The sequence below is a fragment of the Hydrogenophaga sp. BPS33 genome (assembly GCF_009859475.1).
Lineage (GTDB): Bacteria > Pseudomonadota > Gammaproteobacteria > Burkholderiales > Burkholderiaceae_C > Hydrogenophaga.
The window spans coordinates 1,096,986-1,113,864 of sequence record NZ_CP044549.1 but is presented as its reverse complement, the minus strand read 5'-3'; the positions used below and the strand labels follow the sequence as shown (position 1 = coordinate 1,113,864).

12 protein-coding genes and 1 pseudogene are annotated in these 16,879 nt (G+C 63.3%); 7 read left to right on the top strand and 6 right to left on the bottom strand.

Translation table 11 applies throughout. The annotated features are described in order from the left end of the window. Positions 1 to 9: 9 nt before the first annotated feature. The 3 genes and pseudogenes from cqsA to F9K07_RS31725 all read right to left on the bottom strand — a co-directional run. Positions 10 to 1,272, bottom strand: coding sequence for an alpha-hydroxyketone-type quorum-sensing autoinducer synthase (gene cqsA / locus F9K07_RS05350; RefSeq protein ID WP_159590107.1), 1,263 nt, complete (start codon positions 1,270 to 1,272; stop codon positions 10 to 12). A gap of 180 nt (positions 1,273 to 1,452) precedes the next feature. Continuing rightward, the gene (locus F9K07_RS31730) at positions 1,453 to 1,863 is read right to left on the bottom strand and encodes a rhodanese-like domain-containing protein (protein WP_236581975.1); all 411 of its coding nucleotides are present in this window, start codon (positions 1,861 to 1,863) and stop codon (positions 1,453 to 1,455) included. Positions 1,864 to 2,076: 213 nt separating this feature from the next. Continuing rightward, positions 2,077 to 2,337: pseudogene (locus tag F9K07_RS31725) on the bottom strand (MBL fold metallo-hydrolase); the annotation flags it as partial. Positions 2,338 to 2,759: 422 nt separating this feature from the next. On the opposite strand from F9K07_RS31725, the gene F9K07_RS05340 reads away from it, so the two are divergent. The 5 genes from F9K07_RS05340 to icmF all read left to right on the top strand — a co-directional run bounded on the left by F9K07_RS05340 (position 2,760) and on the right by icmF (position 10,913). Next, a complete protein-coding gene (locus F9K07_RS05340) occupies positions 2,760 to 3,869 on the top strand; it encodes a TRAP transporter substrate-binding protein (RefSeq protein ID WP_159590103.1) in 1,110 nt (369 codons plus the stop codon). Between the two features lie 86 nt (positions 3,870 to 3,955). Continuing rightward, positions 3,956 to 4,576 carry a TRAP transporter small permease subunit gene (locus tag F9K07_RS05335; RefSeq protein WP_159590101.1) on the top strand — a complete coding sequence of 207 codons (621 nt, stop codon included), beginning with the start codon at positions 3,956 to 3,958 and terminating at the stop codon, positions 4,574 to 4,576. Then, on the top strand, positions 4,573 to 6,555 hold the full coding sequence (locus tag F9K07_RS05330; RefSeq protein WP_159590099.1) for a TRAP transporter large permease subunit: 1,983 nt from the start codon (positions 4,573 to 4,575) through the stop codon (positions 6,553 to 6,555). Before F9K07_RS05335 ends, F9K07_RS05330 begins: the two co-directional genes overlap by 4 nt. A 147-nt stretch (positions 6,556 to 6,702) precedes the next feature. Then, positions 6,703 to 7,593 (top strand): PPK2 family polyphosphate kinase, encoded by an 891-nt coding sequence (locus F9K07_RS05325; protein ID WP_159590097.1) that lies wholly within the window; start codon positions 6,703 to 6,705, stop codon positions 7,591 to 7,593. Positions 7,594 to 7,619: 26 nt separating this feature from the next. Next, positions 7,620 to 10,913 carry a fused isobutyryl-CoA mutase/GTPase IcmF gene (icmF, locus tag F9K07_RS05320; RefSeq protein ID WP_159590095.1) on the top strand — a complete coding sequence of 1,098 codons (3,294 nt, stop codon included), beginning with the start codon at positions 7,620 to 7,622 and terminating at the stop codon, positions 10,911 to 10,913. A gap of 85 nt (positions 10,914 to 10,998) precedes the next feature. On the opposite strand, the gene F9K07_RS05315 is transcribed toward icmF, so the two are convergent. After that, positions 10,999 to 12,903 (bottom strand): hypothetical protein, encoded by a 1,905-nt coding sequence (locus tag F9K07_RS05315; RefSeq protein WP_159590093.1) that lies wholly within the window; start codon positions 12,901 to 12,903, stop codon positions 10,999 to 11,001. A 134-nt stretch (positions 12,904 to 13,037) separates the two neighbouring features. Here F9K07_RS05315 and F9K07_RS05310 point away from each other — a divergent pair, with 134 nt between their 5' ends. Continuing rightward, the gene (locus F9K07_RS05310) at positions 13,038 to 13,409 is read left to right on the top strand and encodes a hypothetical protein (protein ID WP_159590091.1); all 372 of its coding nucleotides are present in this window, start codon (positions 13,038 to 13,040) and stop codon (positions 13,407 to 13,409) included. Positions 13,410 to 13,604: 195 nt separating this feature from the next. Here F9K07_RS05310 and F9K07_RS05305 read toward each other — a convergent pair whose 3' ends face one another. Beyond that, positions 13,605 to 14,651 (bottom strand): right-handed parallel beta-helix repeat-containing protein, encoded by a 1,047-nt coding sequence (locus F9K07_RS05305; RefSeq protein WP_159590089.1) that lies wholly within the window; start codon positions 14,649 to 14,651, stop codon positions 13,605 to 13,607. Positions 14,652 to 14,719: 68 nt separating this feature from the next. On the opposite strand from F9K07_RS05305, the gene F9K07_RS05300 reads away from it, so the two are divergent. Further along, entirely contained in the window at positions 14,720 to 15,217 is a 498-nt protein-coding gene (locus F9K07_RS05300; protein WP_159590087.1) for a hypothetical protein, read from the top strand. Positions 15,218 to 15,366: 149 nt separating this feature from the next. On the opposite strand, the gene F9K07_RS05295 is transcribed toward F9K07_RS05300, so the two are convergent. Beyond that, positions 15,367 to 16,392, bottom strand: coding sequence for a right-handed parallel beta-helix repeat-containing protein (locus F9K07_RS05295; protein ID WP_159590085.1), 1,026 nt, complete (start codon positions 16,390 to 16,392; stop codon positions 15,367 to 15,369). Positions 16,393 to 16,879 lie beyond the last annotated feature (487 nt).

Here is a 16,879-nt window from a genome sequence, read left to right as displayed (position 1 = left end):
CGTTCAGCGTCAAGCAGCGACAGCCTCCTGCGCCCCGGCCGCCCGTACGCGCGCGCGGCGTGCCACAGGCCAATCCCAGGGTTGGACGATAGGTGCGATCTCTGCCGCCACATTCTCCAAGTGGACCAGTTCGGCCTCGGTGAGCGCCGCATTGAGCGTCAGGCGCACCAGCGCGCGGTTCTTGGCGGTCGCGGGTGCGCAGAAGATCGCGCCAAACACGCCGCGCGCTTCGAGTTCGTCGCGCAGGCGCATGGTGTCGGGCTCGGTGCCAGCTTCGAGCGCAATGATCTGCTCCGTGCCTTGGTTGATCGTGTAGCCGAGCTCCACCAGCCGGCTGCGCACACGGTGCGTGATGGTCTTCAAGCGTGCGCGCTCGGCATCGGCCTTCTGCAACACCTCGACCGTGGCCCGCAGCCCGGCCACTTCGTGCGGCAGCAGGCACGAACTGAAGATGTTGGGAAAGCTCGAGCTCAGGATGTAGTAGCGCATGCTGGCCGGCGCGGTGAAGAAACCGGCACGCCCCGCCAGCGACTTGGCCAGGCTGGCCGAAATGAAGTGCACGCGGTCGGTCAACCCGAGCTCGGCACACAGGCCCGCACCACCGGGACCGTGGGTGCCCAGCGAATGGGACTCGTCGACCAGAATCATGCTGCCGTGCTTTTCCACGACTTCGAGGATCGCCTCCAGAGGACACACCGAACCGGTGGTGCTGTAGACCGAATCGACCACGACGACACCTGGACCGTTCTTGCCCATCATCTTGTCCAGATGCGCCGGGTCGTTGTGGCGGAATGCGTAGGCGGGCGCGCGCGCCGCATGGGCGCCTTCCCAGAGCGACGCATGGGCCTGGGTGTCCAGGTACACCGGGGTGTTGGCGTCGGCGATGGACTGCAGCAACCCCACATTGGCCGAGTACCCCGACTGACAAACAAACGCGTCCTCCTTGCCCACCCACCCGGCCAGCGCCGTTTCAAGTGCGCGCGTGGGATGCTGCTGCAACAGGAACACGCCCGACTGAACGACGTGTTCGCTGCCCTTGGTGATGGCCTCGACCTGTGCCGCGACGATGTGGGGATGGCCGGTCACGCTCAGGTAGTCGTTGCCATCGAGCCGCACCGCGTTGGAGCCGGGTTGCGATCCATGAAGCACGAATTTCCCACCCCAATCGCCCTCCCAGCGCGGCTTGAACGTGCGCTCGATGCGCTGGACGAGGGTGGCCGCGAGCGGCGGATTCTTGACAACGACGTCCTTGACGCGTTCCAGCGTTTCCATGGAATTCTCCTGAGGGGGATAGAAAACTCCAATGAAAAAAGAATTTCGTGAAAAAATCACACATACCCTGTTAGGGTTGACAGGGGATATGAGGCTTTCGACTGCTGTTCTGGTTAGTCCATCCGACAGGCGGCAACGGACTGTTACAAAATGGCCACGCCAGAACCTGTGCGGTTCTGTTCAGTTCTGGCGCCAGGGCAAACCGCGGTAACGCCAGCCGCCCTTGCGCCCGCGGTGGGCCTCGGCGTCCGGATCGCCTTCAAAACCTTCGAGGATGTTGTAGGCCTCAATGCCGAGTTCGGTCGCCCGCTGGGCCGCGGCCACCGAACGCACACCACTGCGGCACAGCAGCACCAGCTTCTTGCCGCCCGAGGCCTCCTGGACTTGCTGGTCGAAGGTGGCGTTCAAGGCCATGCCCGGCCAATGCTTCCAGGCCACCGGTACCGCGCCGGGCACAAATCCGACCCACTCGCGCTCGGCATCGGTGCGCACGTCGACCATCACGGCTTCATTGGCCTGCACCCACTTCCAGGCCAGTTCGGGTGACACATCGCCGGCATAGGTCCCTTGATGCGCACCAGAAGCGGGCATGGGCTGCAGGCGCAACGCGCCATCCAGGTCGTGCCGCAGGCCCGAGGTCAGATTCGCCGGGACGGCTTCGTCGATGCGCTTGGGCCGGGGCAACTGAAGCGCATTCATCAGCGCCACGAACTCGACTTCGGTCTTTCCGGCCACGCGCGCGTTGGACGATTTCTCGTGGCCGATGGTGGAGTTGGCGCGTCCCTGGTAGTCGTGGCCAGGCCATACCGTGGTGCCGTCCGGCAACGCAAACAGCACCTGGGTGATGCTGCGGTACAGAGCCTCGGCGCTGCCCGACTGGAAGTCGGTGCGACCACAGCCATGGATGAGCAGCGTGTCGCCGGTAAACACGTGATCGCGCCAGACATAGCTCATGCTTCCAGCGGTGTGCCCCGGCGTGTGCAAGGCTTTGAGCACCTCGTCGCCGAACTTCAACGTGTCGCCGTCCTGCAGTTGGACGCCCGCTGTGCCGATGCCACAGCCCATCGGTGCGGCGGTCTTGGCGCCCGCCAGTTCGGCCAGTCGCCCTGCGCTGGTGATGTGGTCGGCGTGGGCATGGGTCTCGACCGTCCAGGCCAGCTTGAGGCCGTATTCGCGCAGGGTGGCGAGGTCGCGGTCGATCTGCTCGTCCACCGGGTCGATGATCAAGGCATCGCGGCTGACCTGGTCGAACAGCACGTAGGTGTAGCTGCAGGAGGCGGGATCAAAGAGCTGGATCGGCTTCATCGTGGTCCATCAAAATTTCAATGTGATCTAGAGATATTTTCACGCCCGGAACGGGTCCCGGTCTACAGAAAGTACGGCGTATTTACTTCTTGCGTATTCACTGGTTGGTGAAAACCCTGCGCTCTACAACAGCGCCTTCCATGCATCATCGTTCGCTCAATCAACCCGACTGGAGACAAAAGATGACCGACAAGAAGACCGTCACTTCGCGCCGAGGCATGCTAAAGGGTGCGGCCGTTGCGGCAGGTGCCATGTCTGTGCCCATGGTGGCGATGGCACAAAGTACCACCCTGCGCTTCCAGAGCACCTGGCCGGCCAAGGACATCTTCCACGAGTACGCCCAGGACTTTGCCAAGAAGGTCAATGACATGGCCGGCAACCGGCTGAAGATCGAGGTGCTGCCGGCGGGTTCCGTGGTGCCGGCGTTCCAGTTGCTGGATGCGGTGGCCAAGGGCACGCTGGACGGCGGCCATGGCGTGGTCGCCTATTGGTACGGCAAGAACTCCGCCCTGGCGCTGTGGGGCTCCGGCCCGGGCTACGGCATGGACGCCAACATGGTGCTGGCCTGGCACAAGTACGGCGGTGGCAAGGCCCTGATGGAAGAGATCTACAAGAGCCTCAATCTGGACGTGGTGTCGTACCTGTCGGGTCCGATGCCCACGCAGCCGCTGGGCTGGTTCAAGAAGCCGGTCGCCAAGGTGGCGGACATGAAGGGCCTGAAGTTCCGCACGGTGGGCCTGGCGGTGGACGTGTTCACCGACATGGGCACCGCAGTGAACCCGCTGCCCGGTGGCGAGATCGTGCCGGCACTGGACCGCGGCCTGATCGATGCGGCCGAGTTCAACAACGCCTCCAGCGACCGTGTGCTCGGTTTCCCCGACGTGGCCAAGAACTGCATGCTGCAGAGCTTCCACCAGTCGGGCGAGCAGTTCGAGATCCTCTTCAACAGGGGCAAGCTCAACGCCTTGCCGACCGAGCTCCGGGCCATCATCGACAACGCCGCAGAAGCCGCCAGTGCCGACATGAGCTGGAAGGCCATCGACCGCAATTCGCAGGACTACGAGGCCTTGAAGAAGTCTGGCATCAAGTTCTACAAGACGCCCGATCCGATCCTGCGCGCGCAGCTGACCTCGTGGGACAAGATCATCGCCAAGAAGTCCGCCGAAAACCCATTGTTCAAGAAGGTGCTCGACTCGCAGAAGGCTTTTGCGCGGCGTGCCTGCCAATGGGAAAACGACTACTCGGTCGACTTCAAGATGGCCTACAACCACTACTTCGGCAAGAAGAGCTGATCGACGCCAACAGAAGAAAGGGGCATTGCGCCGGCGCCATGCTCCTTTTTTTTCGCCCGTTCTCGAGTGCCGGCTGAGGAAATTTGATGCAATCCATCCTGTGGACGGTGGACCGGATGTCGACCTTCATCGGCAAGGTCTTCGCCTGGTGTGCCCTGCTGCTGACACTGCTGATCAGTTGGGAAGTGTTTTCGCGCTATGTCATGAACAACCCGCATGCCTGGGTACTGGACGCCCAGATCATGTTGTACGGCGCGCTGTTCATGACGGCGGGCGCCTACACCCTTTCGAAGAACGGGCACGTCCGTGGCGACGTGCTCTACGGCTTCTTCCAACCCCGCACCCAGGCCATCATCGATCTGACGCTCTACATCATCTTCTTCATGCCCGGAATCATCGCGCTGACCTGGGCGGGCTGGGTCTATGCAGGCGAATCGCTCGCCATCCGGGAACAGACGTTCTCGGCCGACCCGTTGCCGCTCTACCCGTTCAAGTACGTGATCCCGCTGGCGGGCTTCACGTTGTTGCTGCAGGGGTTGGTGGAAATCGTGCGCTGCATCCAGTGCATCCAGACCGGTGCGTGGCCTGCACGCGAGGACGACGTGCAGGAAGTCGACGTCGACAAACTCAAGGAAATGGTTCACGTCAAAGACGCAGATATCGCCGCGCTCGACGCCGCCGTGGTGGCGCAGGAGAAGCGCTCATGAAAATCCGCAAGGAACTCTGGTTCGGGCTGACTTTCATGGCCCTCATCGTGGTGCTGGCCGCTGGCGTGCTGCTCAGCGCCGAGACCATCACCAACGGTCACCTCGGTCTGCTGATGCTGTCGCTGGTGGTGGTGGCGATCATGCTGGGCTTTCCCACCGCCTTCACGCTCATGGGCATGGGCATGCTGTTCACCTGGATGGCGTACGACGGCAACGTCACGCACACGCTCGATCTGATGGTGCAGTCGGCCTACAAGACCATGGCCAACGACGTGCTGATCGCCGTGCCGCTGTTCGTGTTCATGGGTTATCTGGTCGAGCGCGCCAACCTGATCGAGTCGCTGTTCAAGAGCATGCATCTGGCCCTCGCCCGCCTGCCGGGCGCGCTGGCCGTGGCCACGCTCGTGACCTGCACCATCTTTGCCACCGCCACCGGCATCGTGGGTGCCGTGGTCACCCTCATGGGGCTGCTCGCCTTGCCAGCCATGCTGCGCGCGGGCTACAGCGTGCCGCTGGCCGCCGGTGCCATCACGGCGGGTGGCTGTCTGGGCATTCTGATTCCGCCTTCGGTTTTGCTGATCGTCTACGGTGCCACTGCGGGGGTTTCGGTGGTGCAGCTGTACGCTGGCGCCTTCTTTCCTGGTTTGATGCTCGCCTCGTTGTACGTGTTGTACGTGATCCTCGTCGCCAAGCTCAAGCCACAGTGGGCACCGCCACTGACGGCCGAGGAGCGCAGGGTCGAACTCCCGCCGCTCACTCGGCGACTCACGACCGACCCCACCGCCCACGCATTGGTGAACCTGCTCAAAGGCCGGCGAAATGCCGATGTGCCGATGTCGCACCTGCTCAAACAGATTGGCCTGGCCGCCTTGCCCGCGCTGATCTTCGCGGCCGTGATGATCCCGAGCTACGAAGCCGTCACCACGGTGCAGGCCGAGGCCGTGTACGAGATCGAGGAGATCGGCGCCAGCCGCGCCAGCACCAGTGATGCCGGCGGTCTGGCCGAGCCACCGGCCGAGGAGTCGGGCGGTTTGGCCGAACCACCGTCCGAATCCGAAGGCCTCGCGGAGCCGCCGGCCGATCCTGACATCCCCGGCGCGTCGAGCGCGCTGCCAGAGCCTCCCGGCGGTGCCGAGGAGACGGACAAATCCGCCGTCGAAGCACCCGCGCCCATGGACGCCTCAGGCACTGCGGACAAGGAAAGACCAGAGGCTGCCGCAACCCAGCCCGCGCCCACGTGGTGGTGGGTGGTCTTCGCGGTCTTCGGCGCACTGGTCACCTTGTTCTACCTCTTCTTGAGCTTCGCCCGGCTCGAGATCTTCAAGATGCTGCTGGCATCGTTCTTCCCACTCGTGCTGCTGATCCTGAGCGTGCTGGGTTCGATCGTGCTGGGCCTGGCCACGCCGACGGAAGCCGCGGCCATGGGGGCCCTGGGCGGCATGCTGCTCGCCGCCGCCTACCGGCGGCTCAACATGACCGTTCTCAAGGAATCGGTCTACCTCACCGCCAAGACCTCGGCCATGGTGTGCTGGCTCTTTGTGGGCTCGGCCATCTTTTCAGCCGCCTTCGCGCTGCTGGGCGGACAGGCGCTGGTGGAACAGTGGGTGCTGGGCATGAACCTCACCAAGATCGAGTTCCTGGTGATGACGCAGATCATCATCTTCCTGCTCGGATGGCCACTGGAATGGACCGAGATCATCGTGATCTTCATGCCCATCTTCATCCCGCTGCTGGTGCACTTCGATGTCGACCCGCTCTTCTTCGGGCTGCTCGTGGCGCTGAACCTGCAGACCGCCTTCCTCAGCCCGCCGGTGGCGATGGCCGCGTTCTACCTGAAGGGGGTGAGTCCGCCGCACGTCACGCTGAACCAGATCTTCCTGGGCATGCTGCCGTTCATGGGCATCCAGGTCCTGGCCATCGTGTTGCTGTACATGTTCCCGGCGATCGGCCTCTGGCTGCCGCAGCTGTTGTACAAGTAACGCGAACGTTTCGATTTCATCCAACAGGGCGCTTCGGCGCCCATTTTTTGTCGAATGGGGTTAACATCGCGCCTTGATTGACGTTTACGTAAACGTCAATCAAGGCCTGGCGCCTGAAAACACATCCCCCTGCACCCCGGAGACCGCATGCCCCGCAAGACCGCCACCCGCTTGCCTTTCCCGCTGGCTGCCGTGTGCGCGGGCGAGCGGGGTCCGTGGAGCGGCTGGCAGATTGCTCCCTCGGAGGGTGCACCCGCAGTCAAACCGGTCTCGCTCAAGACATACAAGCCCGACGCCAAGCCGTTTTCTCAAGGCGAAAAAGCCAGCGACCAGGCCGCGGTGCAGGCTCTGGCCGAGGAGCTCGACGGCTTGCAGGACCTGCTGTATGCCGACGGCCGCTACAAGGTATTGGTCGTGCTGCAAGGCACCGACACCGCCGGCAAGGACGGCACCGTGCGCGGCGTGTTCGCCCGCACCAGCCCGCTGGGCATGCACACCGTGGCCTGGAAAGCCCCTACCGAAGCCGAGCGCGCACACGACTACCTCTGGCGCATCCACCAGCAGGTGCCGGCGGTGGGCGAGATCACGGTGTTCAACCGCAGCCACTACGAAGACGTGCTCGTGCCCCTGGTCAATGGCTGGATCTCGCCGGAGCAAACCGCGCAGCGCTATGCGCACATCAATGATTTCGAGCGCCTGCTGGCCGAGACCGGCACCGTCGTGCTGAAGTTCATGCTGCACATCGGCAACGACGAGCAACGCCAGCGTCTGCAGGAGCGCGCGGACGACCCGACCAAGCATTGGAAGTTCAGCCTCGGCGACGTGGAGGTGCGCCAGCAGTGGACCGCGTACCAACGCGCCTATGAGACGCTGTTGAGCGCCACCAGCACACCCTGGGCACCCTGGAACATCGTGCCCGCCAACTCCAAGACCCATCGCAATCTCATGATCGCGACCATCGTGCGCGATGCGCTCAAGACGCTGGACCTGCGCTACCCGCCGGCCAAGCCCGAACTGGCTGGCCTGCGCATCGAATAACCGTTTAGACCCGTAGAGAGAGACCCATGAGCAACCTGTCCGCCGAATACCAGGCCCTGGCCAACTACCGCCCCACGCACAAGGTGCGTTTCGTCACCGCCGCCAGCCTCTTTGACGGGCACGACGCGGCCATCAACATCATGCGGCGCATCCTGCAGGGCATGGGTGCCGAAGTGATCCACCTGGGCCACAACCGCTCGGTCGACGAGGTCGTCACCGCCGCGCTGCAGGAAGACGCACAAGGCATCGCCATCAGCTCGTACCAGGGTGGGCACGTCGAGTACTTCAAGTACATGGTGGATCTGCTCAAGAGCCGCGGCGGTGAACACATCCAGGTGTTCGGTGGCGGCGGCGGCGTGATCGTGCCGTCCGAGATCCGCGAACTGCAAGACTATGGCGTGGCGCGCATCTACAGCCCGGAAGACGGTCAACGCATGGGCCTGGCCGGCATGATCGGCGAGATGGTGATGCGCTGCGACCGCGACCTCAGCCCTTATGCGCCCAAGGCATTGGCGGCAATCGTTGGCCAGGACGAGATGAACTGGCGCGCGCTCGCCCAGCTCATCACTGTGCTGGAAAACGGCAGCGCCGACCAAGCGATCGTGAAGGCCTTGCGCGAACAGGCCCAGACGAAGAAGGTACCCGTGCTCGGCATCACCGGCACTGGCGGCGCAGGCAAGTCCTCGCTCACCGACGAACTCATCCGCCGCCTGCGCCTGGACCAGGACGACCGCCTGCGTGTCGCGGTGATCTCCATCGACCCCTCGCGCCGCAAGAGCGGTGGCGCCCTGCTCGGCGACCGCATCCGCATGAACGCGATCAATCCTTGGCGAGAGGGCCAACGCGTCTACATGCGCAGCCTGGCCACGCGCGACTTCGGCAGCGAGATCAGCGCGGCGCTGCCCGACGTGATCGCCGCTTGCAAATGCGCCGGCTTCGACCTCATCGTGGTCGAAACCTCGGGCATCGGCCAGGGCGATGCGGCGATCGTGCCGCACGTCGACGTGCCCATGTACGTGATGACACCCGAATTCGGCGCGGCCAGCCAATTGGAGAAGATCGACATGCTCGACTTCGCGGCCTTCGTCGCCATCAACAAGTTCGACCGCAAGGGCGCGCTCGATGCCTTGCGCGACGTGTCCAAGCAGGTGCAGCGCAACCAGGAAGCCTGGAGCACGCCGCCGGACCAGATGCCGGTTTTCGGCACCATGGCCGCGCGCTTCAACGACGACGGTGTGACCGCGCTGTACCAGGCGCTCAAGGCCAAGCTGGGCGAGCTCGGCCTGCCGCTGCAAGAGGGCCGCCTGCCCACCGTGGGCGTGCGCCACAGCACCAACCAGACGCCCATCGTGCCGCCGGCGCGCACGCGTTACCTGGCCGACATCAGCGACACGGTGCGCGGCTACAAGAAGAAGGCCATCGAACAATCGCGGCTGGCGCGCACGCTGCAGCAGCTCAGCGCCACGGCGCAGATGCTGCGCGCGGACAAACCCGATCGCGCACGCGCCGCCGAGGCCGTGGACGATCTCGTGCAGGCCCGTTCGCTGGAGCAAGACCCGTCGGCCCGCAAGCTGCTCGGCCAATGGCCCGACATGCAGAAGGCCTACGCGGGCGACGAGTACGTGGTGAAGATCCGCGACAAGGAAATCCGCACCGCACTCACCACCCAAAGCCTTTCGGGCACGGTCATCCGCAAGGTCGCGTTGCCGAAGTACGAAGACCACGGCGAAATCCTGAAGTGGCTCATGCTCGACAACGTGCCCGGCAGCTTCCCCTACACCGCCGGCACCTTCGCCTTCAAGCGCGAAGGCGAAGATCCCACGCGCATGTTCGCGGGTGAAGGCGATGCCTTCCGCACCAACCGCCGCTTCAAGCTGCTCTCCGAAGGCATGGCGGCCAAGCGCCTGTCCACCGCGTTCGACTCGGTCACGCTCTACGGCAACGACCCCGACCCGCGCCCGGACATCTACGGCAAGGTCGGCAACTCCGGCGTCTCCATCGCCACGCTGGACGACATGAAGGTGCTGTACGGTGGCTTCGACCTGTGCCACCCCGCCACCTCGGTCTCCATGACCATCAACGGCCCGGCGCCGAGCATTCTCGCGATGTTCATGAACACCGCGATCGACCAGAACCTGGAGAAATTCAAAGCCGAGAACGGCCGCGAGCCCACCGACACCGAAGCCGCCAAGATCCGCGAGTGGGTGCTGGCCAATGTGCGCGGCACGGTCCAGGCCGACATCCTGAAGGAAGACCAGGGCCAGAACACCTGCATCTTCTCCACCGAGTTTTCGTTGAAGGTGATGGGTGACATCGCCGAGTACTTCGTGCACCACGACGTGCGCAACTTCTACTCGGTCTCCATCTCCGGGTACCACATCGCCGAAGCCGGCGCCAACCCCATCAGCCAGCTCGCCTTCACGCTCTCCAACGGCTTCACCTTCGTGGAGGCGTACCTGGCGCGCGGCATGCACATCGACGATTTCGCGCCCAACCTGAGCTTCTTCTTCAGCAACGGCATGGACCCGGAGTACACGGTGCTCGGCCGCGTGGCGCGGCGCATCTGGTCGGTGGCCATGCGCGATCGCTACGGTGCGAACGAGCGCAGCCAGAAGCTGAAGTACCACGTGCAGACCAGCGGCCGCTCATTGCACGCGCAGGAAATCCAGTTCAACGACATCCGCACCACGCTGCAGGCGCTGATCGCGATCTACGACAACTGCAACAGCCTGCACACCAACGCCTTCGACGAGGCCATCACCACGCCGACCGAAGACAGCGTGCGCCGTGCCATGGCGATCCAGCTCATCATCAACCGCGAATGGGGACTGGCCAAGAACGAGAACCCGAACCAGGGCGCGTTCATCATCGACGAGCTCACCGAGCTGGTCGAAGAAGCCGTGCTGCAGGAGTTCGAAAAGATCGCCGAACGCGGTGGCGTGCTGGGCGCGATGGAAACCGGCTACCAGCGCGGCAAGATCCAGGACGAGTCCATGCACTACGAGATGCTCAAGCACACGGGCGAATACCCGATCGTGGGCGTGAACACATTCCGCAACCCGCACGGCGATGCGATCCCCGAAACGCTGGAACTCGCGCGCTCGACCGATGACGAGAAGCAGAACCAGCTGCAGCGGCTGGCCGACTTCCACGCACGCCATGCGACCGAATCACCAGTCATGCTGCAGCGACTGCGCCAGGCGGTGATCGAGAACGGCAACGTGTTCGAGGTGCTGATGGACGCGGTGCGCGTGTGTTCGCTGGGTCAGATCACGAGCGCCTTGTTCGAGGTGGGCGGTCAGTACCGGCGCAATATGTGAGGCCGGAGACGGGATGTAGCGCCCTGCTGCTCTTGCGCGATCGCTCTGAATGAAAAGGCCGACCTGGCAGGTCGGCCCTTTTACTTCAGCGAGGCACAATGGCCCAGGTGGGGTCGTTCAAGAACGCGGCGTCGATCAGAGGTGTAAAGCCCTTCCAGCGCGTGTAGGCCGTTGACGCATTGCTGACACCTGCGTTGACGGCCGAGGCGAGTGCGGCGCGCGAGATGGCTGCGTAACCCTCGGCGGTCGCCGGATACGCCTCCACGTTCATCGTCAGATTGGCGCAGGGCTTGTTGACGGCTTCGGGATAGTTGCGAGCAAAGAGTTCGCGCCATGTCGTGATCTGGCGGCCAGCGGTATCCCGGATGTACCAGTAGTACCCCGGCGCTTTGACCGTGCAGAAGCCATCGCTTTCGGCGATGTAGCGTCCCACGTTGAAGCGACTGAACCAGTTCAGGATGTCTTGCGATTTCGGCTCGCCGTTCTCCGCCATCCAGCTGAACACAATGCCCATGAAGTCGTTGTTCCATGGAACTGCACGTCCAGCCTCATAGCGGTTTTCGATCGCGCCCAAAGGCGAGATGCTCGCGTTGTTCGTGTAGTTCGCTTGGTACCAGGTGAGGTTGTTGGCCAGAATGGTCTTGAAGTAGGCCTTCTGCGGGTGCGATTCCGGCACGGCGAAAGCCGCTTCGGCGATCGACCTCATGCCCCAGGCTTGACCCCGGATCTGGTTTTCATAGATCAGGCCTTTGCCGGCCTCCCGCGACGTCGGGTGAACGTTGGCTATGTTCCAGGACGCCCAGAACATCATCTCGTCCAGATAGAACTCATCACCCGTGAGGAGGTAGGGGATGTAGGCAAACGAACCTTGGTGAGGCGTGTCCGGCTCCCAGATGGTGCTGCCCGAAACCGCCGGCAGCGCCGGGCTGGAGGTGCCGAACAGCACGGAGACGTTGGGGTTGCGCTGAACATCCAGCGGCTGCCCTGTTCCTTCGTCGCGGTAGTGCACGGGCACGCCTGCAGATGCATCAGCATTGGCCATCATGCTGGCGCGGGCGCGATCGTCCTGCGTGAGCAGGTACAAGACAGTCCAGCGAGGCAGTGCGCCGATCTCCGGGCGTCCACCGGTAGACGGGAAGTAGGGATTCAACATCGCACGCCCCATCGGGACGGTGTCCGATGCACTCAGATCGCGCGCCTCTTGCGCCAGCACGCTTTCAGGAATGCGCAGCGAGAGGTCGAAATTCCAGGTCGCCTTGCTGGCGAGGAAATACGGCATGTGGTGGCGAAGGCGGTATTGCGGCGCCGTCGCGCCGGTCCAGAGCACCTTGTGCCAGCGCGCATGGTGGTTGTGTGTGAACTTGGGCTGGGTATGGATGACTTGGCCGTTCTTGCGAACCGTCAGCTCATAGGTGATGTTCCCTGGCCCTGTCTTGAAGGTCCAGTTGTTCTCGATCACCATGTCCGTGCGAATCCGTGCGCCGTTGTCGTACAGACGCGTGTGCAGGCGGGCGTTGAGGTGCGGGTGCGCCTCATTGGTGGCGCTGTTCTTGAACGGCGCCAAGACGGTGTATTCGGTCGCGACCGAGCCGTTGAGGCGGCGGTTGGTTCCTTGCGCAATGTTCTGCTTGAGAACCTCTTGTGGCTTGGCCACCAAGGTCGAAACCAGGGTGTTGCCGTTGTAAACCTTGGCCTCCAGCTCCAGATTCCAGTCGGGATCGGCAGGAATCGTCTGCGTGGTCGAGCTCTTAGCGCCCAGGAACAGGTTGATCAACCTGGGCTGGTTCGCCTGGACGTTGCTGACTTTGGCGCTAAGCACGGCGAAGCGAACGGAGCCGTCCTGGTGTGACGCAATCTGGTCGACCTGCAGCGGGACGGAGGCGCCGGTGCTGTCGGTGGCCACGAGACCTTGCGCGCTGGGCCAGTTGCCAGCCTTGAACGGTTGACCGAAGGTGATGGGTACCGTGGTCTGGGTGGTCGAGGACGACACCTCCACGCAGGTGATGGCTTGCGCTGCACAAGCAAGCCCGCCAGTCCCTGCCGCCGGAGCAGGAGCAGGAGCAGGAGCAGGAGCAGGAGCAGGAGCAGGAGCAGGAGCAGGAGCAGGAGCAGGAGCAGGAGCTGGTGCTGGTGCTGGTGCTGGTGCTGGTGCTGGTGCTGGTGCTGGTGCTGGTGCTGGTGCTGGTGCTGGTGCTGGTGCTGGTGCTGGTGCTGGTGCTGGTGCTGGTGCTGGTGCTGGTGCTGGTGCTGGTGCTGGTGCTGGTGCTGGTGCTGGTGCTGGTGCTGGTGCTGGTGCTGGAGCCGGTGCTGCCACCATTACTTCGCAACTCTTGGCAACTCCTTGCGCAGGATCCTTCCCGAAGTAGCCTTTTGTGCAAAGTCCACCCATGCGAACTGTCTTGTAGGTCCAGCGAGAGCCCGAACCGAAGCGCACATTCTTCGTTCCGGAGACCCAGAAGATCTTCCCCTCATTGGCGACCTTGCTCCATCGGGTAGAGCTTGTCTGCGCATGGGAAGGCACGGCCGCCAGCATGGAAAACATGACCGCACAGGCGGCGAGCACGCCGGCATGCGAGGCGTGAGCAGAGGTAGGTGCGTGTTGAGACATGAGAAACCTATCGAAAATGAAGAAGGGACGGCTCCGCCATCACACGGGGTCTGCGTCCTATTCGGCTCGGCCGCCCAATTCCTTTATGGGGCTGACTGCAGAGCGCCGACTTTTCGGCTGCTCGGTACTCCACGCAGGATGTACGGCGCAGGCGCGTCCTTCACATAGCTCGCGTCCGGCACAACCGAAAGCCCAATGAGTGCCTGCAAAGTCGCGTTGGGCCAGAAATTCGGGCTGCTGATGTTGCTGGCACCGGGAATGTTGCTGGCGACCGAGGTGACGTTGTTCGACTGCGTTGCGTTGCCAACGGCGTAGCCACCGGTGATGAGCGTCGGGTTGTTGGTGCCCGCGAACAGGTTGGCGGTGAGCTTCACGCTGCTCACGCCACTCGGAATCGAGAGGAAGGCGCCACCCGAACGGGTGACGACCACCGTGTTGTGCGCGGCTTCAAAAGACTTGACAGGGTTGGAAAGTCCTTCCGCGCCATACGAAATGGCAATGGGATTGGACGCGTTCGGTCCCTTCTGGAACATGTTGCCTCGCAATACCACCTTGCCGCCATTGGGAAAGTCGGCCAGGTAGCTGGCCGTGCCCGTCGGACCGTCCATGAAGTAGCTGTTCTCCACCGTGGTCTCTTTGGCGCGGCTCTTGAAGTTATGGCCTACCTTTGCTTCGTGGAAGTAGCTCGAGGTCACCGTCAGCTTGTCGATCGCACCCACGTAAATGTTGTGCGTGTAGCCGTCACCCAGGCCATTTCGGGCGAACTCCGAACGTTCCACCGAAATGCTGGAGGTACCAGGGTTCGAGAGAATACCGTTTTCGTTGTCGTAGAAGCCGCTGTTGATGATGCGCAGGTAGCCACCGTTTTGCGCGCGGATGCCTGCACCGTTCTGATCGGGAACCGTTGCTTTGTGGAATTCGAGGCTGTCAATGGTGATATTCGAACCAGAGACCACCCACAGGCCCTTGCCTTGCGCATTGCGCCCGTCAGCAAACAAGCGGGCGCGACCACCCACGCCGCAGATGGTGAGGTTGCTGGCATTCCAGCTAGCCACATCGCCTCGGTAGTCGCCTGCCGAAATCTTGATCACATCGCCTGACTGCGCCACGGCTGCCGCCGCGCTAGGCACGCTGTAGGTCTTGCCGGGACCGACTTGCAGAACGCGGCCTGTCGCGGCATCGCACGCGGTGCCTGCTGGTGCTGGTGCTGGTGCTGGTGCTGGTGCTGGTGCCGGTGCTGGTGCTGGTGCTGGTGCTGGTGCTGGTGCCGGTGCCGGTGCCGGAGCTGGTGCCGGTGCCGGTGCCGGAGCTGGTGCCGGAGCTGGTGCTGGTGCTGGTGCCGGAGCCGGAGCCGGAGCCGGAGCCGGAGCCGGAGCTGGAGCCGGAGCCGGAGCTGGAGCCGGAGCCGGAGCTGGAGCCGGAGCCGGAGCCGGAGCTGGAGCTGGAGCTGGAGCTGGAGCTGGTGCCTGTGCAGCCACCTGGCAGGTCTTGGTCATGCCGGGTGCGGGATCCGATCCAAAGTAACCTCGGGTGCACAACCCACCGTATCGCACGGTCTTGTAGACCCAACGGGTGCCGGCGCCAAAACGAACGTTCTTGGTTCCGTAAAGACGGAAGATCTGCCCTTCGTTGGCGACCTTTCTCCACTGGGTGCTGGTCTGCGCCATGGATGGCGCAGAAGTCACCGAGAGCATGACCGCGCAAGCGGCCAGCACAGCGGCATGGGAGGCTTGGGGAGCGAAAGGAATGACGTGCAGCATGAAAAAACCTTTGAAACTTGAAGAAATGGCTCCGCCCGCGCACGGGGCTGGCCGTGCGTTCAGGGGTTCGCGGTCCGGGAAGTGCTTAGGGTGCGGCTTGCAAGGCGCCGACCTTGCGGCTGCCCGAGATGGCCCGCAAGGTGTAAGGTGCTGGAGCATCTCGCGTGTAGCCAGAGTCCGGCACCACCGACAGGCCGATCAGGGCCTGCAGCGTTGAGTTGGGCCAGAAGTTCGGCGTGGCGATGCTGCTCGCGCCCGGTATGTTGCTGGCCACAGAAGTCACGTTGTTCGACTGTGAGGCGTTACCCACCGCATATCCACCTGCCATCAGCGTCGGACTGCCGGTCCCTGCAAACAGATTGGCAGTGAGCTTGACCGAGGAAGTGCCGGCCGGCACAGACAGGAAGGCACCACCCGAACGGGTCATGACCACCGTGTTATGAACCATCTCGAACGTATTGGTCGGGTTTGTCAGCCCTTCCGCACCGTACGAGATCGCGATCGGATTGGATGCGTTGGGTCCCTTGTGGAACATGTTGCCCCTCAGGTACACCTTGCCACCGTTGGGGAAGTCGGCCACATAGCTGGCCGTCCCAGAAGGACCGTCCATGAAGTAGCTGTTCTCCAGCGTGGTCTCTTTGGCGCGGCTCTTGAAGTTGTGGCCTACCTTTGCTTCGTGGAAGTAGCTCGAGGTCACCGTCAGTTTGTCGATCGCCCCCGCATAGATGTTGTGCGTGTAGCCATCACCCAGGCCATTGCGTGCAAACTCCGAACGCTCGACCGACACCGTGGACGAACCAGGATTGGTGAGGATGCCGTTCTCGTTGTCGTAGAAGCCGCTGTTGATGATGCGCAGGTAGCCACCGTTCTGAGCGCGAATACCCGCACCGTTCTGATCGGGAACCGTTGCTTTGTGGAATTCAATGCTGTCAATGGTGATGTTCGAACCAGAGACCACCCACAGGCCCTTGCCTTGCGCGTTACGCCCGTCGGCAAACAAGCGGGCCCGGCCGCCGACGCCACAAATGGTGAGGTTGCTGGCATTCCAGCTAGCCACATCGCCGCGGTAGTCACCGGCGGCGATCTTGATGACATCGCCCGACTGCGCCACTGCGGCGGCCGCACTGGGCACGCTGTAAGTCTTGCCCGGACCCACCTGCAGCACACGGCCCGCCGCCCCGTCGCAGGCGGTACCCGCAGAAGGAGCTGGAGCTGGAGCTGGAGCTGGAGCTGGAGCTGGAGCTGGAGCTGGAGCTGGAGCCGGAGCCGGAGCCGGAGCAGGAGCAGGAGCAGGAGCAGGAGCAGGAGCAGGAGCAGGAGCAGGAGCAGGAGCAGGAGCAGGAGCCGGAGCAGGAGCAGGAGCCGGAGCCGGAGCAGGTGCCGGAGCTGGTGCCGGTGCTCCTGCAATCGGTTCGGAGGCGCCGCCACCTGTTGAACTGCTACCCCCGCCCCCACCCCCGCAGGCAGCCAAGGTAGCGGCTGCGAACAAAAGGGCCAACATGGACAGCGGCTTGCGCAATGCAGTGGTATCGGCGGAAGGCGTAGAAGTCAGGTTCATATCAGCAACACAAAAAAGCCATGACGCGCACACGATGGTG